The sequence below is a fragment of the Nocardia sp. NPDC051052 genome (genome assembly GCF_044456045.1).
Taxonomy (GTDB): domain Bacteria; phylum Actinomycetota; class Actinomycetes; order Mycobacteriales; family Mycobacteriaceae; genus Nocardia.
Genome location: NZ_JBITFL010000003.1, coordinates 59,703 through 81,605, shown reverse-complemented (window position 1 = coordinate 81,605; position 21,903 = coordinate 59,703). Strand labels below are relative to the sequence as shown.

Genomic DNA, 21,903 nt, shown 5'->3' with positions numbered 1-21,903 from the left:
ATGGCGGGCCGGCTGCAGGGGCTACGGAATTCCGGGCGCGGCACCAAGATCACCATCGCGCTCGTCGCGGTGGTGGCGCTGGTCGCCGCCGGGGTGCTGTGGTGGACCTTCGATCGACTGACCACCACCAAGATCACCGCCTACTTCGATCGTTCGGTCGGCATCTACGAGGGCTCGGACGTGCGGGTGCTCGGTGTTCCGGTCGGCAGGGTGGATTCGGTGGAGCCGCAAGGCGATCAGGTCAAGATCGTGATGAGCGTCGATCGCTCGTTCGACGTGCCCGCGGACGCACGGGCCGCGCAGATCACGCCCTCGATCGTGTCCGACCGCTACATCCAGCTGACCCCGGTCTACACCGGCGGTCCGAAAATGCCGCGCACCGCGACCATTCCACGCGACCACACGGTGACCCCGGTCGAGGTGGACCAGCTGTACAAGAGCATCACCGAGCTCTCGGATGCGTTGGGCCCCAACGGCGCCAACAAAGAGGGCGCGGTCAACGAGCTCGTGCGCACCGGCGCGGCGAACCTGGACGGCAACGGCGAGGCGCTGGCCAACAGCCTCACCCAGCTGTCCAAGGCCGCCAAGTACCTGTCCGACGCGCGCGGCGACATCTTCGACACCGTCAAGAATCTGCAGAGCTTCGTCGCCATGCTGGCCAAGAACGACACGCAGGTGCGCCAGTTCAACACCCAGCTCGCCGATCTCTCCGGCTTCCTGGCCAGCGAACGCAGCGACCTCGGTGCCGCGCTGAATCTGCTGTCGGTCGCGCTGGGTGACGTCGCCCGGTTCATCGACAACAACCGTGACCTGATCGCCAGCAATGCCGAGGGCCTGGTCACGCTCACCAAGACGCTGTCCGATCAGCGCGACGATCTGGCCGCCGCGCTTCCGGTGCTGCCGCTGGCGCTCAGCAACCTGATCAACATCCACAACGCCGAATCCGGCACCCTCGACATGCGCGCCAACTTCACCGACCTGCAGGACCCGTTCGGGGTGATGTGCAAGCTGATCGACGTGTCCAAGCTGCGGCCGGGTGATCCGCAGTTCGACGCGCTCGGCAGGCAGATGCGGCCGATCCTCGACCACTGCAAGGAGATCTCCGACCAGATCACCGCCGGGGTGAAGACGCCGACGCTGGTCCTGCCGTTCGGCGTCCTCAGCGGGGAGAACGAGCAGCGGGCTCCGGTGCCGGGCACCGTGCCCGGGGTGCCGTCGGACCGGACTCCGCCGTCCCAGGGAGGTGCGCGGTGAGTAGCCGAATCCGTTCCGTCACACGCGGTCTCGGCGTCGCCATGGCCGTCGGCTTGGCCGCGGCCCTGGTCACCTCATGCGCGTCCGACGGCATCTACAGCGTCCCGCTGCCCGGTGGCGCCGACGTCGGCGACCACCCGATGCGCATCGACATCCAGTTCGACGACGTGCTCGACCTGGTGCCGCAGTCCGCGGTGAAGGTCGAGGGTCTGCCGGTGGGCCGGGTCGAGGAGATCAAGATCGGCAAGGACCAGTGGACCGCGACCGTGCGGGCCGTGGTGAACTCCTCGGTCGACCTGCCGACGAACGCGCGCGCCGAGGTGCGCCAGTCGAATCTGCTCGGCGAGAAGTTCATCGAGCTGTCCAAGCCCGCCACCGATCCGGACCCGAAGAAGCTGATCGACGGTGCGGTGATCCCGGTCGACCACACCAGGCACGCCACCGAGATCGAGCAGGTGCTCGGCGCGATGTCGTTGCTGCTCAACGGCGGCGGCGTCGCGCAGCTGCAGCCGATCGTCACCGAGCTGAACAAGACCATCGGCGGTCGCGAGGATCGGGTGCGTTCGCTGCTCGATCAGGCCAACATCCTGATCAAGGGCCTCGACGATCAGGTCGACGACATCACAAGGGCCCTCGACGGTCTCGATGTGCTGAGCAGCCGGGTGAGCCAGCAGACCGTGCAGATCGGCAAGATCCTCGACGAACTGCCGCAGGGTGTGAAGATCCTGGAAGAGCAGCGCCCGCAGCTGGTGGGGCTGCTCAGCCAGCTGGATCGGGTCGGGCAGGCCGGTTTCGACGTGCTCGATCACTCGAAGGACGACCTCATCCGCGATCTGACCTCGCTGCGCCCGACGCTGCAGGAGCTCGGCAAGGCCGCGCCGGACCTGATCACCGCGTTGCCGCTGATCCCGACCTATCCGTTCCCCGACTCCACGCTCGAGTCGACGTTCGGTGGGTCGGTGAACACCTGGCTGTCGGTGGACCAGCAGATCGGTGTCACGCTGAGCAATCTCGGTGTCGGTAAACCGGATCCGGTGTACACCCCGCCGCTCGGTCCCGGGGTGCCGGTGAACCCGACCAACCCGTACTACAACGGCAACGGTCCGCGGCCCGGGTGGCCGACGGTGTCGATCCTGCCGCTGCCGCCGAACATGGCGCAGCCGCCCGCGCCAGGCGTGCCACCGAACCCGGTGGGGGCGATTCTGGAGCAACTCGGAGTGGGTGGTACCCGATGAGCAAGCTGGTCCGCTGGCAGCTGGTCATGTTCGTCATCATCGCGGTGGTCGGCGTTGTCTTCGTCGGTGCCAAGTACATTCGGCTCGACCACATGCTCGGCCTCGACCAATACGAGGTGAAGGTGCAGGCGGCGCAGACCGGCGGCATCTACAAGGGCGCCGAGGTGACTTACCGCGGCGTTCCGGTCGGCCGGGTCGGCGAGCTGGAACTCACCGGCGACGGCGTGCTGCTGCACCTCGTCATCGATTCGGGCTCGCCGAAGATCCCCGCGACCGCGAAAGCCGTGGTGGCCAACCGTTCCGCGATCGGCGAGCAATTCGTCGACCTGCAGCCGGACACCGATACCGCGCCCTATCTGCACGACGGTTCGCTGATCACCTCGGCGACCACGCCGGTGCCGGTGGAGCAGCTGGTCGCCAGCGTGGATACCTTCACCCGCTCGGTCGACCTTGCCGCGTTGAACACCACCGTGCGCGAGCTCGGCAAGGCGTTCGACGGCAAGGGTGACGACCTGCAGGTCTTCGTCGATTCGCTGAACAAGTTCACCACCACGTTCAACGAGACGCTGCCGCAGACCATTCAGTTGATCCGCGACAGCAAGGTGGTGCTCGGCACCCAGGCCGAGCAGTCCGGCGCCATCCGCGAGTTCAGCGACGGCCTGGACAAGCTCACCGCCCAGCTGCGCTCCAGCGACCCGGACATTCGCAGGCTGATCGGCACCGGCACCGACGCGGGCCAGCAGATCGACGCGCTGCTGCGGGAGAGCGGTGGCGCGCTCACCCAGGACTTCGGCAACCTGCGGCAACTGCTGCTGGCCATCTCGCCCAAGTTCTACGCGATCCGTCCGCTGCTGCAGTTCCTGCCGCAGTTGTCGATCGGTGGCTCGTCCACCGCCCCCGGCGACGGCACCACGCACTTCGGTCTCGTGCTCGAGGCCAACAACCCGCCTGCCTGTACCGTCGGCTACGAGGGAACGCAGCGGACGCTCGAGCAGATGAAGGCGCAGAACCCCGACTTCGACGACACCCGCGATGAGTTCCCGTTCAACAAGGACGCGAAGTGCCTTGCGCCGCAAGGTAATCCGAGTGCGGTGCGCGGCGGCGAGCGGGCCGGCCTCGCCGATCCGAACGTGGTGCAGCCTTGGGATTCGACCCCCAAGACCGACCCGGAGCGGCTGAACCTGAATCCGATCGCCGTGCAGATGGCAACCCTGATGGGAGTTACGCCGAAGCGGTGACCAGGAACGACGACGTTAGGGTGTCTGGCGTGACCTCAGATTTAACGAAGCAGCTCGACTCGACCGAGCCGCAGGAATCACCGGACCCCGCTGACGGCGCGGTGCAGTCCGAGGTGGTTGCCGGCGCTCGGGCCGATCGTGCGGCCGAGGCACCTGGTGGCACCGGGGTCATCCGCACCGTCGCACTGGTCGCGTCCTCGGTCGCGCTGGTCGTCGCCCTCGTCGCCGCCGTCTGGTTCGGCGCGGGCTGGGTGCGCTCGGCCGTCAGCGATGCCCCGCGCGGCGATGCCCGCGACACCGCGCTCGACGCCGCCCGCCAGGCCGCGCTCAACATGACCTCGATGAATCTCGACGACGTGCCGGGCTCGCTGGCGCTGGCCCGGTCCTCGATGACCGGTTCGCTGCTCGAGTCCGCCGACAAGAACAAGGATCAGGCCGAGACGCTGGCTAAGCAGTCCGGCGTCGGCATGAAATCCAAGGTGCTCGGCTCCGCGCTCACCACGCTGAACAGTGAGAACGACAAGGCCTCCGCCCTGGTCGTGCTGCAGGTGACCGAGCTGCCCAAGGACAAGCCGCCCGCCGACTACCGCTACACCTGGAACGTCGACGTGACCAAGACCGGCGACGTCTGGAAGGCCGAGCAGATCTCCTCGCTGAGCCAGCCGGTGCTGCTGAGTGGTGGCCAGGCGCAGACCCCGCAGGCGCCGCCCGCCGACCAGCCGCCCGCCGCGCCCAAGCCGGGATCGTAGGAGAACCAGCCATGACCTCTCGTAAGCCGATCAACCGGGTCACCTCCAAGCGCCGTCCGGCCGGTGAACAGCAGTCCCGTGCCGCCGCGCCGCGCAGCACGCCGGCCCGCAAGCCGCGGGTGACGGGCAGCACCCGGCCCGCCGCGTCGCGTCCGAAACAGGACGACAAGCGTCCCGAACAGCAGAAGCGGGTGGGCGGCCGGAAGCAGCTCTTCCGCGGTTCCGGTAGCTCGAAATCGGGTCGTTCGTTCTGGTCGCTCATCGCCGCCCTGCTGATCGCCGCGTTGCTGCTCGGCGGATTCGCGGCCGTCGCCGCGTCGCGCCCCGGCGTCGACGAGTCGAACAAGGCGTACGTCGACAACAAGGCTACCGAGGAGGTGCGGGCGGCCGCCGAGCACGCGTTGAAGACCGTCTACGCCTACGACGTGAAGAACATCGACGGCTACCGCGACACCGCCAAGCAGGTGCTCACCGGCAAGATGCTGGCCGATCTGGACAAGTACGCCGACACCACCATCTCCGCGGTAAAACAGGCCCAGACCAGCGCCGATGCCAAGGCCGATCCGATCGCTGTGACTTTGCTCACCGACGATCGGGCCGAGCTGCTCGTCAACCTGGTCGTCAGCGCCACCAAGAACGGCGCCGCGCAGCAGAGTGTCGCGGGTCCGATCGTGCTGCACATGCAGAAGGTGGGCGATCGCTGGCTGGCCAGCGACATCGTCGACCAGTGATCGTCTACCGGCCCAGGGGATCTCACCGGGCCCTGGTCGGTGCCGCCACTTGACGAGTTTCGCCCGAGCCGTCACGCTATTCACAACAGCGGCAGCTGTCACAGTGGCTCCATTACGCCCCGTCGTCCCCGACGCAGCCAGCGATTCGGACACGGCGCGCCAGCCACGTGAATGTGCGCACGGGTGGTAGGTTGACACCCCCGTGACGGTTGGTGTACGGTTGGACGTTGCGCTGGCTGCCTCCTGTCCATACCTCGATTTGCACACGTAAGTTCCACCTTCCGGTGTTACTTCTGTTGTTGCCTGTTCGGGTTTCGTTCGGGTTGTAATCAGCGGAATTCGTAGCAGACAAGCGACGGTCGCGGACCACCACGCGGCGCGCGTGAGGTGCTGGAAGGACGCATCTTGGCAGTCTCCACCCAGACCAAGGCAGTTGCCGGAATCCCCGGAGCCCCATTGCGGGTGTCTTTCGCGAAGATCCGTGAACCCTTGGAGGTGCCCGGACTTCTCGATCTACAGACGGACTCATTTGCATGGTTGATCGGTTCGCCGTCATGGCGTGAAAAGGTCGCCCTTCGCGGCGATGTCGGGCTAGTCGGGGGACTCGAGGAGGTGCTCGAGGAGCTTTCGCCGATCGAGGACTTCTCCGGCTCGATGTCCCTGTCTTTCTCTGACCCTCGGTTCGAAGAGGTCAAGGCCTCCATCGACGAGTGCAAAGACAAGGACATGACCTACGCGGCGCCGTTGTTCGTCACCGCGGAGTTCATCAACAACAACACCGGTGAGATCAAGAGCCAGACGGTCTTCATGGGAGATTTCCCGATGATGACCGACAAGGGCACGTTCATCATCAACGGCACCGAGCGCGTCGTCGTCTCGCAGCTGGTTCGTTCGCCGGGTGTCTACTTCGACCACTCCGTCGACAAGACCACCGAGAAGGACCTGCACAGCGTGCGCGTCATTCCGTCGCGTGGTGCGTGGCTGGAGTTCGACATCGATAAGCGCGACACCGTTGGTGTCCGCATCGACCGCAAGCGTCGCCAGCCGGTCACCGTGCTGCTGAAGGCGCTCGGTTGGACGAACGACGAGATCGTCGAGCGTTTCGGCTTCTCCGAGATCATGATGTCGACGCTGGAGAAGGACAACACCGCCGGTCAGGACGAGGCGCTGCTGGACATCTACCGCAAGCTGCGTCCGGGCGAGCCGCCGACCAAGGAGTCCGCGCAGACCCTGCTGGAGAACTTGTTCTTCAAGGAGAAGCGCTACGACTTGGCGCGCGTCGGCCGCTACAAGATCAACAAGAAGCTGGGTATCCACCTCGGCGAGCAGGTCACCGGATCGGTGCTCACCAAGGAAGACATCGTCAGCACGATCGAGTACCTGGTGCGTTTGCACGCGGGTGATCGCGTGATGACCGCTCCCGGCGGCGAAGAGGTACCGGTCGACGTCGACGACATCGACCACTTCGGTAACCGTCGCCTGCGCACCGTCGGCGAGCTGATCCAGAACCAGATCCGGGTCGGCCTGTCGCGCATGGAGCGCGTGGTCCGCGAGCGGATGACGACTCAGGACGTCGAGGCGATCACGCCGCAGACCCTGATCAACATCCGCCCGGTCGTCGCGGCGATCAAGGAGTTCTTCGGAACTTCGCAGCTGTCGCAGTTCATGGACCAGAACAACCCGCTGTCGGGTCTCACCCACAAGCGCCGCCTGTCGGCTCTTGGCCCGGGTGGTCTGTCCCGTGAGCGCGCCGGTCTGGAAGTCCGCGACGTGCATACCTCGCACTACGGCCGCATGTGCCCGATCGAGACCCCGGAAGGCCCGAACATCGGCCTGATCGGTTCGCTGTCGGTGTACGCGCGGGTCAACCCGTTCGGCTTCATCGAGACGCCGTACCGCAAGGTGATCGACGGCCGGGTAACCGACGAGGTCAAGTACCTGACCGCCGACGAGGAGGACAGGCACGTTCGTGCCCAGGCCAACTCGCCGGTCGACGCCGACGGTCGCTTCCTCGAGGACCGGGTGCTCTGCCGCCGCGGCAACGAGGAGAACGAGCTCGTCGCCGCCGACGAGGTCGACTACATGGATGTCTCACCGCGCCAGATGGTGTCGGTCGCGACGGCCATGATCCCGTTCCTCGAGCACGACGACGCCAACCGCGCCCTGATGGGTGCGAACATGCAGCGTCAGGCTGTCCCGCTGATCCGCTCCGAGGCCCCCCTGGTTGGCACCGGCATGGAGCTGCGCGCCGCCGTCGACGCCGGCGATGTCGTGGTGAACGAGAAGGCGGGTGTAGTCGAGGAGGTCTCCGCCGACTACGTCACCGTGATGGCCGACGACGGGACTCGCAAGAGCTACCGGATGCGCAAGTTCGCCCGCTCCAACCAGGGCACCTGCGCGAACCAGCGGCCGATTGTGGACGAGAGCCAGCGGGTCGAGGTCGGCCAGGTGCTTGCCGACGGCCCGTGCACCGAGAACGGTGAGATGGCGCTGGGCAAGAACCTGCTCGTCGCGATCATGCCGTGGGAAGGCCACAACTACGAGGACGCGATCATCCTGTCGCAGCGCCTCGTGGAAGAGGACGTACTCACCTCGATCCACATCGAAGAGCACGAGATCGACGCCCGCGACACCAAGCTCGGTGCCGAAGAGATCACTCGGGACATCCCGAACGTCTCCGACGAGGTCCTCGCCGACCTCGACGAGCGCGGCATCGTGCGCATCGGTGCCGAGGTCCGCGACGGCGACATCCTGGTCGGCAAGGTCACCCCGAAGGGTGAGACCGAGCTGACCCCGGAGGAGCGGTTGCTCCGCGCGATCTTCGGTGAGAAGGCGCGCGAAGTGCGCGACACCTCGCTGAAGGTGCCGCACGGTGAGTCCGGCAAGGTCATCGGCATCCGCGTGTTCTCGCGTGAGGACGACGACGACCTGCCTCCCGGTGTCAATGAGCTGGTGCGCGTGTACGTGGCGCAGAAGCGCAAGATCCAGGACGGCGACAAGCTCGCCGGTCGCCACGGCAACAAGGGCGTTATCGGCAAGATCCTGCCGACCGAGGACATGCCGTTCATGCCGGACGGCACCGCGGTCGACATCATCCTGAACACCCACGGTGTGCCGCGTCGAATGAACATCGGCCAGATCTTGGAGACCCACCTCGGGTGGATCGGCAAGGCGGGCTGGGATGTCGGTACAGGTGCGGACGGGACCCGTCCCGACTGGGCCAAGGCGCTGCCGGAGGAGATGCTGGCGGCACCGTCCGACTCGAACATCGCCACCCCGGTGTTCGACGGCGCCCGCGAGGAGGAGCTGACCGGTCTGCTCGCCTCGACCCTGCCGAACCGCGATGGTGACCGCATGGTCGACGACAACGGCAAGGCCACTTTGCTCGACGGCCGCTCCGGCGAGCCGTTCCCGTACCCGGTGGCAGTCGGCTACATGTACATCCTGAAGCTGCACCACTTGGTCGACGACAAGATCCACGCCCGTTCGACCGGTCCGTACTCGATGATCACCCAGCAGCCGCTCGGTGGTAAGGCACAGTTCGGTGGTCAGCGCTTCGGCGAAATGGAGTGCTGGGCCATGCAGGCGTACGGCGCTGCCTACACGCTGCAGGAGCTGCTCACCATCAAGTCCGATGACGTTGTCGGCCGCGTGAAGGTCTACGAGGCGATCGTCAAGGGCGAGAACATTCCGGAGCCGGGCATTCCGGAGTCGTTCAAGGTGCTCCTCAAGGAACTCCAGTCACTGTGCCTCAACGTCGAGGTGCTGTCTTCGGACGGCGCGGCGATCGAGATGCGCGACGGCGACGACGAGGATCTGGAGCGCGCCGCGGCGAACCTGGGCATCAACCTGTCCAGGAACGAAGCGGCCACCGTCGACGATCTGGCGAACTAGGCGGCCGGCCGGATGTCGTTGGTTTCCAACGACATCCGGCCCCGCGTTCCACCAACTAGTGAACTTTTTGCTCGAATTCGACCCGAATAGGGGCAGTGAAGTTGAATTTTCACTCCGCAAGCTCCGTGAAAGGTGAAGTTACGTGCTAGACGTCAACTTCTTCGATGAACTCCGGATCGGCCTTGCCTCCGCCGACGACATCCGCCAGTGGTCTTTCGGCGAGGTGAAGAAGCCGGAGACCATCAACTACCGCACCCTCAAGCCGGAGAAGGACGGACTCTTCTGCGAGAAGATCTTCGGCCCCACCCGGGACTGGGAGTGCTACTGCGGCAAGTACAAGCGTGTCCGCTTCAAGGGCATCATCTGTGAGCGCTGTGGCGTCGAGGTGACTCGCGCCAAGGTGCGTCGTGAGCGGATGGGCCACATCGAGCTGGCCGCACCGGTTACCCACATCTGGTACTTCAAGGGCGTGCCTTCGCGCCTCGGGTACCTGCTCGACCTGGCGCCGAAGGATCTGGAAAAGATCATCTACTTCGCCGCCTACGTCATCGTCGGTGTCGACGACGAGCTGCGCCACAACGAGCTCAGCACGCTCGAAGCCGAGATGGAGGTCGAGAAGAAGGCGGTCGCCGATCAGCGCGACGCCGACCTCGAGGCCCGCGCCCAGAAGCTCGAGGCCGACCTGGCCGAGCTCGAGGCCGAGGGTGCCAAGTCCGACGTGCGCCGCAAGGTCAAGGACGGCGGCGAGCGGGAGATGCGCCAGCTCCGTGACCGGTCCCAGCGTGAGCTGGACCGGCTCGACGAGATCTGGACCACCTTCACCAAGCTGGCCACCAAGCAGCTCATCGTGGACGAGATCCTCTACCGCGAGCTGATCGACCGCTACGGCGAGTACTTCACCGGCGCCATGGGTGCGGAGTCCATCCAGAAGCTGATGGAGAACTTCGACATCGACGCCGAGGCCGAGAACCTGCGGGAGACCATCCGCAGCGGCAAGGGCCAGAAGAAGCTGCGCGCGCTCAAGCGGCTCAAGGTCGTCGCGGCCTTCCAGACCAACGGCAACTCGCCGATGGGCATGGTGCTCGACGCCGTTCCGGTGATCCCGCCGGAGCTGCGCCCGATGGTTCAGCTCGACGGTGGCCGGTTCGCCACCTCCGACCTGAACGACCTGTACCGCCGCGTGATCAACCGCAACAACCGCCTCAAGCGACTGATCGACCTCGGCGCGCCCGAGATCATCGTCAACAACGAGAAGCGGATGCTGCAGGAGTCCGTCGACGCGCTGTTCGACAACGGCCGTCGTGGCCGTCCGGTCACCGGACCGGGTAACCGCCCGCTGAAGTCGCTGAGCGATCTGCTCAAGGGCAAGCAGGGTCGTTTCCGTCAGAACCTGCTCGGCAAGCGCGTGGATTACTCCGGTCGCTCCGTTATTGTCGTCGGCCCGCAGCTCAAGCTGCACCAGTGTGGTCTGCCCAAGCTGATGGCGCTGGAGCTGTTCAAGCCGTTCGTGATGAAGCGTCTGGTCGACCTGAACCACGCGCAGAACATCAAGTCCGCCAAGCGGATGGTCGAGCGTCAGCGCCCCCAGGTGTGGGATGTCCTCGAAGAGGTCATCGCCGAGCACCCGGTGCTGCTGAACCGCGCGCCCACCCTGCACCGCCTCGGCATTCAGGCGTTCGAGCCGCAGCTCGTCGAGGGTAAGGCGATCCAGCTGCACCCGCTCGTCTGTGAAGCGTTCAACGCCGACTTCGACGGTGACCAGATGGCCGTGCACCTTCCGCTGTCCGCGGAGGCGCAGGCCGAGGCTCGCATCCTGATGCTGTCCTCGAACAACATCCTGTCGCCGGCCTCCGGTCGACCGCTCGCCATGCCGCGACTCGACATGGTGACCGGCCTGTACTACCTGACCCGCCTGCAAGAGGGTGCGAAGGGCGAGTACAAGGCCGCAGGCAAGGACAGGGCCGAGTTCGGCGCCTACTCCTCGCCCGCCGAGGCACAGATGGCGGTGGACCGCGGTGAGCTCACCGTGCGTTCGCTGATCAAGGTCCGGCTCATCCACCAGCGCCCGCCGAAGGAGATCGAGGCGAAGCTGTTCCCGGAGGGCTGGAACCGTGGCGACGCGTGGATCGCCGAGACCACCCTTGGTCGCGTGCTGTTCAACGAGCTGCTCCCGGCGGACTACGCGTTCATCAACGAGCAGATGCCGAAGAAGCGTCAGGCGACGATCATCAACGATCTGGCCGAGCGCTACCCGATGATCGTGGTCGCGCAGACCGTCGACAAGCTGAAGGACGCGGGCTTCTACTGGGCCACCCGTTCCGGCGTGACGGTCTCCATGTCCGACGTGCTCGTGCCGCCGGAGAAGACCGAGATCATGGAGCGCTACGAGGCGCTTGCCGATCAGATCGAGAAGAAGTACCAGCGTGGTGCGCTCGATCACCAGGAGCGCAACAACGCCCTGGTCAAGATCTGGCAGGAGGCGACCGAAGAGGTCGGTACCGCACTGCGTGCGCACTACCCGCCGGACAACCCGATCATCACGATCGTCGAGTCGGGCGCCACGGGTAACTTCACCCAGACTCGTACCCTCGCCGGTATGAAGGGTCTGGTGACGAACCCGAAGGGTGAGTTCATCCCGCGCCCGATCAAGTCCTCGTTCCGTGAGGGCCTGACCGTGCTCGAGTACTTCATCAACACCCACGGTGCTCGTAAGGGTCTGGCCGATACCGCGCTGCGTACCGCCGACTCGGGTTACCTGACCCGTCGTCTGGTGGACGTCTCGCAGGACGTGATCGTGCGCGAGCACGATTGCGCCACCGAGCGCGGCATCATCGTGCACATCGCCGACAAGCAGGCGGATGGTTCGCTCATCCGCGACGCGCACGTGGAAACCTCCGCGTACGCTCGCACGCTCGCTTCGGACGCGGTGGACGCCAAGGGCAACCTCGTCATCGGTAAGGGCGCCGACCTCGGCGACCCGGCCATCGACGCGCTGCTCGGGGCAGGCATCACCGAGGTTCGGGTCCGCTCCGTGCTGACCTGCACCACCGGTACCGGTGTCTGCGCCACCTGCTACGGCCGTTCGATGGCCACCGGCAAGCTGGTCGATATCGGTGAGGCCGTCGGTATTGTCGCCGCGCAGTCCATCGGTGAGCCCGGCACCCAGCTGACCATGCGTACCTTCCACCAGGGTGGTGTCGCGGGCGATGACATCACCGGCGGTCTGCCGCGGGTGCAGGAGCTGTTCGAGGCCCGCGTGCCGAAGGGCAAGGCGCCGATCGCCGAGGTCAGTGGCCGCGTGCGGATGGAAGACGACGACCGCTTCTACAAGATCACCATCATCCCGGATGACGGTGGTGAAGAGGTTGTCTACGACAAGCTCTCGAAGCGTCAGCGTCTGCGTGTCTTCAAGCACGACGACGGCTCCGAGCGTCTGCTCTCCGATGGTGACCACGTCGAGGTCGGCCAGCAGCTGCTGGAAGGCGCGGCGGATCCGCACGAGGTGCTGCGCATCATGGGTCCCCGTCAGGTGCAGATCCACCTGGTCCACGAGGTCCAGGAGGTCTACCGCTCGCAGGGTGTGTCGATCCATGACAAGCACATCGAGGTCATCGTGCGCCAGATGCTGCGTCGCGTGACGATCATCGATTCGGGTGCCACGGAGTTCCTGCCCGGTTCGCTCACCGAGCGTTCCGAGTTCGAGGCATCCAACCGTCGCGTCGTCGCCGAGGGCAATGAGCCCGCGGCGGGTCGCCCGGTGCTGATGGGTATCACGAAGGCGTCGCTCGCGACGGATTCGTGGCTGTCGGCGGCGTCCTTCCAGGAGACCACTCGAGTCCTGACGGACGCGGCGATCAACTGCCGCTCCGACAAGCTCATCGGCCTCAAGGAGAACGTGATCATCGGCAAGCTGATCCCGGCCGGTACCGGTATCAACCGCTACCGCAACATCACGGTGCAGCCGACCGAAGAAGCCCGTGCCGCCGCGTACGCGGTGCCGTCCTACGACGACACCTACTACAGCCCGGACAGCTTCGGCCAAACCACCGGCGCCGCAGTCCCGCTCGACGACTACGGTTTCAGCGACTACCGCTAACCCGGTACCGCGCAAGAACATCCGGCCCCCGCTCCCCTCGGAGCGGGGGCCGTTTGCGTATCCGCCGAGGCGCTAATCCCACCAGGCCGTCAGCACACCCCCGGTGTATGGCCAACTTCCGAGAGCGGCACCCATCTCGTCCGCGTTGTCCTGCACGATCACTTCGTCTGCCAGCCAACGCTCTTCGTCCGCCACCCGTGCCAGTTGTCTTGCCTGGTCCAGGCTCTCGGTCAGCACGAACAGCGTGTCCACGTTCCACGTGTTGCGGGACACCCGAAGGGGCGTCGCTCGCTGATCAGCTAGGGGAATGATGCGTGCCGTTCGGCTTGGGCAAGCGCCCCGTCTGTTCGGGGTGTGGAAAGAGTGATGGGAAATTTACTTTGGGGCGATTGATTTCTGCCAGAATATTTTCAATTGAAGGAGTTTGGTCGGTGGTGCGCTAGCGCGGCTTGGGCCTGCCGAATCCTGTTCCGCCCGTTGCGAAAGCGAGACACTTCATGTCCGAGTACCACCAGATCTTCGATCTCGGTGACTTCACCACGCAGCATGGTGCCACGCTGCGCGGTGCCTTCCTGGCGTACGCCACCTACGGTGAGCTCAACGCCGAGAAGAGCAATGCCATCGTCTATCCGACGTGGTACTCGGGGCGACATTGGGACAACGAGTGGCTGATCGGCGCGGGGATGGCGCTCGATCCGGCCGAATACTTCATCATCGTGCCGAACATGCTCGGCAACGGCCTATCCAGCTCGCCGAGCAACACCCTCCAGCCCTACGATCGCGCGCGCTTCCCCGACATCACCGTCTACGACCAGGTGGCGGCGCAATACCGTTTGGTGACAGAGAAATTCGGCATCGAGCGGCTCGCCTTGGTGACCGGCTGGTCGATGGGCGCCGGACAGACCTACCAGTGGGCGGTGAGTCATCCGGAGATGGTCGAGCGGATCGCCCCGTTCTGCGGTTCCGCGCGAACCAGCCCGCACAACAAGGTTTTCCTGGAGGGCGTCAAGGCGGCGCTGACCGCCGACTCGGCTTTCGCGGGCGGCTGGTACGGCGAGAACTGGCCGACCACCGGATTGCGCGCCATGGCAAGGGTTTACGCGGGCTGGGGCTTCTCCCAGGCCTTCTACTGGCAGCAGGAGTACGAGACGCTCGGTTACACCTCCCTCGAGGATTTCCTCATCGGCTTCTGGGAGGGCTTCTTCCTCGACGGCCGCGACCCGAACAACCTGCTCGCCATGATCTGGACCTGGCAGCACGGCGACGTCGGCCGCACACCCGGCTTCGGCGGTGACACCGAGGCCGCCCTCGCATCGATCAAGGCCACCGCCCTGGTGCTGCCCGCCGAGAAGGACCTCTACTTCCCGCCGGAGGACGAGGCCTGGGCCGTCTCGCACATCCCCGGCGCCGAACTCCGTGTGATACCCGGCATTTGGGGCCACTTCGCCGGCCACGGCACGAATCCCGAGGACACCCGGTTCATCGACGCCGCCCTAGCCGATCTACTAAGCAAACCCGGTGGCCTGGCCTGATTTCGGGCCGTGAACTACACACTCGTTGTCGCACTCGGCGCAGTGTTCCTCATCGGCATCGTCGTCCTCGCGGTCTGGGACGACCTGCGCGACCGAGGCGAGGACCGAACCGGACGACCCGAAGCCAAGCGCATCGACACAAACCGTCATTGATTCATTCAGGCGTCACCGCCGCGTCGGCGGCGGCCGTCACAATGGAGGCATGCGCAGAACGTATGCGGTGGGCGTCGCGGCGATCCTGCTCGGCGGTGTCCTGAACGCGGGTGCCGCGTCGGCGGACGGGCCACCCGCGCAGTTCGATCTGCAGGCGCATCGGGGTGGGGCGGCCCTGGTGGTGGAGAACACGCTGGCCTCGTTCACGAACGCGCTCGAGCTCGGCGTGCGCACACTCGAGCTGGACGTGCAGATCACCGAGGACGGGTATCCGGTGGTCACCCACGACCGTGATCCGAGTCCGGACAAGTGCGTCGACACCGCACCCGCCTTTCCCGGCGATCCGAAGTTTCCCTATGTGCCGGGTACCAGGTTCATTCGCGACCTGACATTGGCTCAGGTTCGCACCATCGACTGCGGATCGAAACGGTTGGCCGCATTTCCGGAGCAGCGCACGGTGCCGGGCGCCCGAATGCCTTTGCTCTCTGAGGTTTTCGACCTCGTGCACGCTTATCACGCCGATGAGGTCATGCTGAACGTCGAGTCCAAGGTCGAAGCGGGAGCGCCGGAACAAACCGCGCCACGCGAGCAATTCGTACAGGTGATTGCCGCGGAAGTGCGGCGCGCGCATCTCGAAAATCAGGTCACCATCCAAAGTTTCGACTGGGGTTCCCTGATGCGCATGCGTGAGGTCGCGCCGGAATTGCCGCTCGTCGCCTTGACCAATGGGCAACAATTCCTGCAGGAAGGCCAGCCCGGTGCGTCACCGTGGTTGGGCGGCATCGACATCGATGACTTCCCCGGCTCGCTCCAGGAGAAATTCGTCAGCGCCGCGGCGTCGTTCGGTGCCGACGCGGTCTCGCCGGTGCACGGCGATCCGCAGGACGGCAGCATCGAAGATTCCGGCTATCAACCCTTCACCACCGGTGATCTGGTCCAAGCCGCCCATCAGCGTGGAATGCGGGTGGTGCCATGGACGGTCGACGACCGGGCAACCATGACCGCGCTGATCGACCTCGGCGTGGACGGCCTCATCACCAATCGCCCGGATCTGCTGCGCGCCATTCTCGCCGAACGCGGTTATCAGCTGCCGAAGGCATATCACCGGCCCTGATCGCGTCACTGGAATAATCGGTTTCGATGGTCGCGGCGGCGGTGTTACCGTCGACTAATCGAGAACGACGAAAGGTAACGGACATGATCAGCCACCTCGAATCATCGCTGGTGCAGCGTGAATTCGCGACGACTGAGGAATCCAGTTGCGTGTCGACGGGTGAACGTCCCGATTGGTGAGTACGGGCATAAAGCCGAGCCACACGGGCCGCATCCGGGGAATCCCTACGGAGCGGCCCTTTTTCGTTTCGCACTGAATCCAAGGCGCAGTTGCCCTGTTGGCATGGGCACCCTGACTTTCATTCAGGTACCAAGTCGGTTCGATTCCGATCTGCGTCACGCCAAGGCCTCGGGCTGCGGGTTCGATTCGCGCCGGGGTCACGGTGGAAAGGCAACCAGCACTATCCGGGAAAGTTACGCGGACCGGCGTCCGTCACCGTTTCGAAAACGGCTGGTCTCACGGGAGTGAGATGGGGATCGACACCTCAACTTTCCGCCACCGAGCACGTCGTGCGGCCCCTCCGCATGGACAACCCGCACTCCACAGGGTAAGTAAATAGAACACGTTTCAGTTATGCGGTGGGAGATGCGATGGACAGCGCGGCCATGGGGGAGTTGGTGATGGCTGGGTTCCAGAAGCTGGGCTTCATCCAGTACACCGGGATCGAAGGGGTGGAGTTCGATGCCGGCCGGAATGTGGTGCGGATGGCGCCGCGAGCCGAGCATCTGAACCACAACGGCGATCTGCACGCGGCGGTGTTGTTCGGCCTGGCCGAGACCGCGGCGATGGGCGCGTCGGTCTCGGGCATCGTGGACCTGATGGGGGAGACCTTCATCGTGGCCAGGGATGGGCGGATCGAGTATCGAGCGCGCGCGAAAGGCGATGCGGGGCCCTATCTCGCGACGTCCGAGGTCTCCGGGGACATCCTGCAGCAGGTCCGGGCGGATATCGCGGCCCGCACACCGATCGAACTGGAAGTGCCAGTGAACATCACCGACGGCACCGGAAAGTCGGTGGCGGCAGCGACATTCACCGCGGTCATCCGGCCACGCAGGTAGGGATCGCGGTGCGCTCGGAAGACGAGCGCACCGGCCAGCTCAGCGCTCGCTGTCGAGCATCGCCATCTGCGCGGTGGCGTAGCGCTCACCGGCGATCTGATCGGCGGGCACCGCGGCCTCGATGGTGGCCAACTCGGCCCCGGTCAGCGAGACATCCAGTGCGCCTGTGGCTTCGGCCCAGCGCTCGCGCCGCCGGGCGCCGATGATCGGCACGATATCCGTGCCACGGGTCAGCACCCAGGCGATGGCGAGCTGGGCGACCGAAACATCCTTGCCCGCGGCGATTTCGGCCAGCGCGTCGACCAATTTCAGGTTCTGGCTGAGGTTTTCGCCCTGGAATCGTGGGCTGTGCGCACGGAAATCGGTGGCGGCGAACGTGGTTCCGGCCTGAACCGAGCTGCTCAGCAGCCCACGTGACAACACGCCGTACGCGGTGATGCCGATGCCGAGTTCGCGGCACAACGGCAGAATCTCGGCCTCGATGCCGCGCGAGACCAGCGAGTACTCGATCTGCAGGTCGGCGATCGGATGCACGGCCGCGGCCCGGCGGATGGTGTCGGCGCCGACCTCGGACAACCCGATGTGCCGGACATACCCCGCCTCGATCAGCTCGCCGATCGCGCCGACGGTGTCCTCGATCGGGACGTTCGGGTCGAGCCTGGCCGGCCGGTAGATGTCGACGTAGTCGACGCCGAGCCGCTGCATGCTGTACACGAGGAAGTTGCGCAAGGCCTCGGGCCGGTTGTCCACGCCGCCCCAGGTGCCGCCGGGTCCGCGCAGCGCGCCGAACTTCACGCTGAGCAGCACGTCCTCGCGAGGGCGTCCGGCGATCGCGTTGCCGATCAGTAGCTCGTTGTGCCCGGCCCCGTAGAAGTCGCCGGTGTCGATGAGGTTCGCGCCTGCATCGAGCGCGGCGTGGATGGTGGCGGTGGATTCGGCGTCGTCCGCGGCGCCGTACATGCCGGACATACCCATCGCGCCGAGGCCGATGCGGCTGACGTCCGGCCCGGTCCGGCCGAGCTGAACTGTGGGAATCTTCGATGTCGTCATGAGATAAGCCTGACCCGCCGGCACGGATCGCGGCAGAGATTGCTTATCAAGGGATTCCCGATCCCTGGCTGCGCGGCCCGTTCCGGGGGACAGTAGAGGTATGGATCGCACCGAGCTAGCCGACTTCCTGCGTCGCCGTCGTGAGCAGCTGACGCCCGCGGAGGTAGGTTTGCCGCCGGGTGTCCGGCGTCGCACCCCCGGCCTTCGTCGAGACGAGGTAGCGCTGCTAGCGGGCATGTCCACGGACTACTACACCCGGCTGGAACAGTCGCGCGGGCCGCGGCCGTCCACCCAGGTGCTCGCGTCGCTGGCCCGCGCGCTGCGCTTCAGCAGCGACGAACGCGACCACCTCTACCATCTGTGCGACCACGCGGCGCCGGGACGCGAACTCGGCGACAAGCACGTCGGTCCTGGATTGATGCATCTGCTGGCCAAGCTGGACGACACCGCGGCCACCGTGATCACCGACCTCGGCGAGGTGCTGGTGCAGAACCGCATGCACACCCTGCTGGTCGGCGACCACGGTAATCGTCGCGGCTGGGATCGCTACTACGCCTACCGCTGGTTCACCGACATCGGGTCACGTGCGATCTTCCCCGAGGAGGACTGGGATCGTCTGGGCCGCAAGCACGTCGCGGATCTCCGCGCGACCGCGGCCCGCCGATCGGGCGACGCCGATGTCGCCGAGTTCATCGGCAAGTTGCGTTCGGAGAACGCGGAATTCGATCGCCTCTGGGACGAACACGAAGTGGCGGTACGCCTTTCGGATACCAAACGGATCCAGCACCCTCAGGTCGGCCTGATCGACACGATCTGCGAAACGCTGCTCACCCCGAACGCCGCCCAGCGCCTGCTGGTCTACCTCCCGCGTCCCGGCACGGATGCCGCCGAGAAGCTGGATCTACTGCGGGTCATCGGCACGCAAACCTTGGGTTCCACCGGCGAAGTCGAGGATCGCGCGCACCGCCCCTCCGCCGCGGGGTGAGTGGCAGCCCCTGCCGCGGGCACGAAGTCACGCGATCTTGATCGCGCCGCCGTCGATGCTGGAGGCCAGCGGTGAGATAGGCGACGAGCGCGGCAACCCACCACCGCTCCGCGAATTCGTGTGGTGCTTGCGCCCGCGCCGCCAGTGCCGGATCAGGGTGCGCCGGAGACGTAGTCGAGTGCCGCGTCGATCGCGGGCTGGCCACCGGCCATCGCGAGTCCGGCCGCGGCACCGATCGCGGCACCGAGCACCGTGGTGATCGGCACCGTGATGAAGTCGATGACGAACAGGCCGAGCGGAAAGCCGAGTACGAAGCCGATCCCGGCGCCGATTCCCGCGCCCGCCAACACGATCGGCATGGCCTTCTCGACCTCGGCGAAGAAACGTTCCTGACCGGCCACCTCGCGCAACGGCGCCTGCGACATGTGGTCGGGGACGAGGGTGAGGCGGTGGCCCGCCTCCTCGATGACCGGGTTCAGCGCCACCCGTTTGTCGCCGACCCGCAACGCCATCGGCAGGGCGGCGACCACGTTTCCGGCGTGATCGGTCAGTGTGACCACCCGGCCGTCGTGGATCAGGTCGAACTGGCCGTCCTGGATCGTCGTCACCGCGGCGCGCCGATCCTCGGATGCCGCGACCTGGTAGGCGATTTCGGCGAAGGATCCGCGCACGTCGAGCGCGGTGTCGGGGGTGGTGGCGGGATCCGCGTGTGTGGCGCTCGTGCTGATGACGGTGGCCACCAGGGCCAGCAGTGCCGTCGCGGAGATTCTGGAAACTCTCATCGTGCTCTTTCGGTAGCGCTGCCCCTGCGCAGTGTGTTAGTCGGCGACAGTATCAGGCGCGGCCGGGCGGCGCCTGTCGTTCGGGCACAACGCAACTCGGCTCAGAGCTGCAGTTCGCCGCTCAACCTGCGCAGGTACCCGGCGAACCGCTGCCGGTCGAGCTCGTCCCAGTCGGCGGTGAGTTCGATGAAGACCTGCCGCTGCCAGTCGCGGGCGTCCGCGAGCAGACGCTCGCCGCTGGCCGTCAGCGCCAATGCTGTTCGGCGCCGGTCGTGTTCGGACTCGGCGCGCGAGAGGTGGCCTGCCGCCGTGGCATCGCGCACCATCCGGCTCGCCCCCGAATGGTCGAGTCCGAGTTGATGGGCCACCGAGGTGATGGTGGCCTCGGCGCCTTGCTCGACGGTGGCGGCCACCGCCTCGACCACCTGGACGTGCTGGGCGTGCCGCAGTGCGTCGGGCAGGTCCGCGGACGTCCGGTTGATCCAGCGCCGGGACCAGAAGCGGACCAGCCGAAACAGTGCGGGCCCGCCGTCGGCGGCGGTCCCAGGCCTGGCGGTCGCCCGTCTGCTCATGGTGCCAGCCTAACCCGCCGCTAGCAATCACATGCGATCCGCATGTATATTTGTATGTGTATCGCATGCTTCTAGGAGGTAGTCGTGACCATAGTCTTGAATCACACGATCGTGCCCGCGGCGGACCGGCACACCGCCGCAACGTTTTTCGCCGAATTGCTGGGACTGACGGTGGGCGCGCCGAGCGGCCCCTTCGCGCCGGTCCAGGTCAATGCCGACCTCACCCTCGATTTCGACGACCGCGGGCAGGTCGAACCGGGCCACTACGGATTTCTCGTCGACGACGAGACCTTCGACGGGGTGCTGGCGCGACTGGCGCAGTGGCCCGGTGTCGATTACGGCTCGGGCCCGCAGTACGGGTGGGACCGAGCCGTCAATCATCTCGGCGGCGGCCGCGGTGTCTACGTGCACGCGCCCGACGGTCACAGCTACGAGCTGTTCACCGCGGTCCCCTAGTCCAACGACGGATCAGGTTCTGGCCGTACCGATTCGGCGTTTGCGAGGCTTGAGGTGCAGGCCGGGCAGCGGCGGGGCCGGGATGCGCTGCTCGGGCGGATGGCCCGCGATGTCGGCGAAACGGCCGAGATCGTGGTTCTCCCAATCGTTTCGGGCCGCCACGATCTCGTCATGGCTGCGGCCGACGAAATTCCACCACATCACCAGTTCCTCGCCGAACGGCTCGCCGCCGATCAACGCGAAATGCGCACCGGCCGTACTGGTCAGCACGACCTCGTCGCGATCGGTGCCGAGGTACAGCAGCGGTCCGGCGGTCAGCGAGGTGCCATCGACGGTCACCTCGCCCTCGATCACCATCAGCGCGTGCTCGAACCCGCGCTCCAGCGGGAGGGTGACCTCGCCCGGTGCCAGCCGCACATCCGCCCCGACGATCGGCGTGTAGGCGGTGGCGGGCGAGGTGACTCCGGCCAGCGAGCCGATCAGCACGATGGCTCGAAGTCCTGGCGCCTGATACTCCGGCAACTCGCGATGCTGCTCGAAGTGCGGGTCGATCCCGGTTTTGTTGCCGGGCAAGGCGATCCACAGCTGCAGGCCGTGCCCGGTGTGCGCGCCGGCCACGCCGTACTCGGAATGCGCGATGCCGCGTCCCGAGGTCATCAGATTCAGCTGACCCGGCTCGATCTGCACGTCCGAGCCGACCGAGTCGCGATGCCGGATCCGGCCGTCGAACGGCCAGGTCACCGTCTGCAGCCCGATGTGCGGGTGCGGATCGATATCCGGCGACGCGCCGGTATCGGTCACCGTCGGCGATCCGAAGTGATCGAGGAAGCACCACGCCCCGACGGTCGGCAGATCCCGTTGCGGCAGCACCCGTTCCACGAAAACGCCACGCACGCCGCCGAGTGGTACCTCACGCGACGGGTACAGCTCGGCGACCCGGCCGGGACCGGGCGCGGGCTCGCACAGCGCCTCCGCGGGATGTGGATCGAGATCACTCACGACTG

At 66.0% G+C, this 21,903-nt stretch carries 18 protein-coding genes and 1 tRNA gene; 14 read left to right on the top strand and 5 right to left on the bottom strand.

What is annotated here, in order from left to right:
* From ACIBCN_RS10505 to ACIBCN_RS10475, 7 genes are all read left to right on the top strand, one after another.
* Positions 1 to 1,254, top strand: a complete 1,254-nt coding sequence (locus ACIBCN_RS10505; RefSeq protein WP_396991265.1) for an MCE family protein — start codon at positions 1 to 3, stop codon at positions 1,252 to 1,254.
* Between the two features lie 41 nt (positions 1,255 to 1,295).
* On the top strand, positions 1,296 to 2,489 hold the full coding sequence (locus ACIBCN_RS10500; protein ID WP_396991856.1) for an MCE family protein: 1,194 nt from the start codon (positions 1,296 to 1,298) through the stop codon (positions 2,487 to 2,489).
* Positions 2,486 to 3,727: an MCE family protein gene (locus tag ACIBCN_RS10495; protein WP_396991264.1), complete on the top strand. Its 1,242-nt coding sequence runs from the start codon at positions 2,486 to 2,488 to the stop codon at positions 3,725 to 3,727. Before ACIBCN_RS10500 ends, ACIBCN_RS10495 begins: the two co-directional genes overlap by 4 nt.
* A 29-nt stretch (positions 3,728 to 3,756) precedes the next feature.
* Positions 3,757 to 4,476 carry a hypothetical protein gene (locus tag ACIBCN_RS10490; protein WP_396991263.1) on the top strand — a complete coding sequence of 240 codons (720 nt, stop codon included), beginning with the start codon at positions 3,757 to 3,759 and terminating at the stop codon, positions 4,474 to 4,476.
* A gap of 11 nt (positions 4,477 to 4,487) precedes the next feature.
* Positions 4,488 to 5,207, top strand: a complete 720-nt coding sequence (locus ACIBCN_RS10485) for a hypothetical protein (RefSeq protein WP_396991262.1) — start codon at positions 4,488 to 4,490, stop codon at positions 5,205 to 5,207.
* 387 nt (positions 5,208 to 5,594) lie between these two features.
* Entirely contained in the window at positions 5,595 to 9,101 is a 3,507-nt protein-coding gene (locus ACIBCN_RS10480) for a DNA-directed RNA polymerase subunit beta (protein WP_396991261.1), read from the top strand.
* 142 nt (positions 9,102 to 9,243) lie between these two features.
* The gene (locus ACIBCN_RS10475) at positions 9,244 to 13,197 is read left to right on the top strand and encodes a DNA-directed RNA polymerase subunit beta' (RefSeq protein ID WP_396991260.1); all 3,954 of its coding nucleotides are present in this window, start codon (positions 9,244 to 9,246) and stop codon (positions 13,195 to 13,197) included.
* 72 nt (positions 13,198 to 13,269) lie between these two features.
* On the opposite strand, the gene ACIBCN_RS10470 is transcribed toward ACIBCN_RS10475, so the two are convergent.
* Complete coding sequence (locus ACIBCN_RS10470; protein ID WP_396991259.1) at positions 13,270 to 13,470, bottom strand: hypothetical protein; 201 nt, start codon at positions 13,468 to 13,470, stop codon at positions 13,270 to 13,272.
* A 224-nt stretch (positions 13,471 to 13,694) separates the two neighbouring features.
* Here ACIBCN_RS10470 and ACIBCN_RS10465 point away from each other — a divergent pair, with 224 nt between their 5' ends.
* The 5 genes from ACIBCN_RS10465 to ACIBCN_RS10445 all read left to right on the top strand — a co-directional run bounded on the left by ACIBCN_RS10465 (position 13,695) and on the right by ACIBCN_RS10445 (position 17,054).
* Positions 13,695 to 14,729: an alpha/beta fold hydrolase gene (locus ACIBCN_RS10465; RefSeq protein WP_396991258.1), complete on the top strand. Its 1,035-nt coding sequence runs from the start codon at positions 13,695 to 13,697 to the stop codon at positions 14,727 to 14,729.
* A 9-nt stretch (positions 14,730 to 14,738) separates the two neighbouring features.
* Positions 14,739 to 14,882 (top strand): hypothetical protein, encoded by a 144-nt coding sequence (locus ACIBCN_RS10460; RefSeq protein ID WP_396991257.1) that lies wholly within the window; start codon positions 14,739 to 14,741, stop codon positions 14,880 to 14,882.
* A gap of 49 nt (positions 14,883 to 14,931) precedes the next feature.
* Complete coding sequence (locus tag ACIBCN_RS10455) at positions 14,932 to 15,996, top strand: glycerophosphodiester phosphodiesterase family protein (RefSeq protein WP_396991256.1); 1,065 nt, start codon at positions 14,932 to 14,934, stop codon at positions 15,994 to 15,996.
* Between the two features lie 262 nt (positions 15,997 to 16,258).
* Positions 16,259 to 16,334: transfer RNA gene (locus ACIBCN_RS10450), tRNA-Glu, on the top strand.
* Positions 16,335 to 16,586: 252 nt separating this feature from the next.
* Positions 16,587 to 17,054, top strand: a complete 468-nt coding sequence (locus tag ACIBCN_RS10445; RefSeq protein ID WP_396991255.1) for a PaaI family thioesterase — start codon at positions 16,587 to 16,589, stop codon at positions 17,052 to 17,054.
* 39 nt (positions 17,055 to 17,093) lie between these two features.
* Here ACIBCN_RS10445 and ACIBCN_RS10440 read toward each other — a convergent pair whose 3' ends face one another.
* Entirely contained in the window at positions 17,094 to 18,104 is a 1,011-nt protein-coding gene (locus ACIBCN_RS10440; protein ID WP_396991254.1) for an aldo/keto reductase, read from the bottom strand.
* Between the two features lie 100 nt (positions 18,105 to 18,204).
* On the opposite strand from ACIBCN_RS10440, the gene ACIBCN_RS10435 reads away from it, so the two are divergent.
* Positions 18,205 to 19,089, top strand: a complete 885-nt coding sequence (locus ACIBCN_RS10435; protein WP_396991253.1) for a helix-turn-helix transcriptional regulator — start codon at positions 18,205 to 18,207, stop codon at positions 19,087 to 19,089.
* Positions 19,090 to 19,241: 152 nt separating this feature from the next.
* Here ACIBCN_RS10435 and ACIBCN_RS10430 read toward each other — a convergent pair whose 3' ends face one another.
* Together ACIBCN_RS10430 and ACIBCN_RS10425 are read right to left on the bottom strand one after the other, a co-directional pair.
* A complete protein-coding gene (locus tag ACIBCN_RS10430) occupies positions 19,242 to 19,871 on the bottom strand; it encodes a hypothetical protein (RefSeq protein WP_396991252.1) in 630 nt (209 codons plus the stop codon).
* Positions 19,872 to 19,972: 101 nt separating this feature from the next.
* On the bottom strand, positions 19,973 to 20,443 hold the full coding sequence (locus ACIBCN_RS10425; RefSeq protein ID WP_396991251.1) for a MarR family winged helix-turn-helix transcriptional regulator: 471 nt from the start codon (positions 20,441 to 20,443) through the stop codon (positions 19,973 to 19,975).
* A gap of 84 nt (positions 20,444 to 20,527) precedes the next feature.
* Between ACIBCN_RS10425 and ACIBCN_RS10420 the strand changes: the two genes are divergently transcribed.
* A complete protein-coding gene (locus ACIBCN_RS10420) occupies positions 20,528 to 20,899 on the top strand; it encodes a VOC family protein (protein WP_396991250.1) in 372 nt (123 codons plus the stop codon).
* Between the two features lie 12 nt (positions 20,900 to 20,911).
* Here the strand turns inward: ACIBCN_RS10420 and ACIBCN_RS10415 are convergent, their stop codons facing one another.
* Positions 20,912 to 21,898, bottom strand: a complete 987-nt coding sequence (locus tag ACIBCN_RS10415; RefSeq protein WP_396991249.1) for a pirin family protein — start codon at positions 21,896 to 21,898, stop codon at positions 20,912 to 20,914.
* Positions 21,899 to 21,903: the final 5 nt, after the last annotated feature.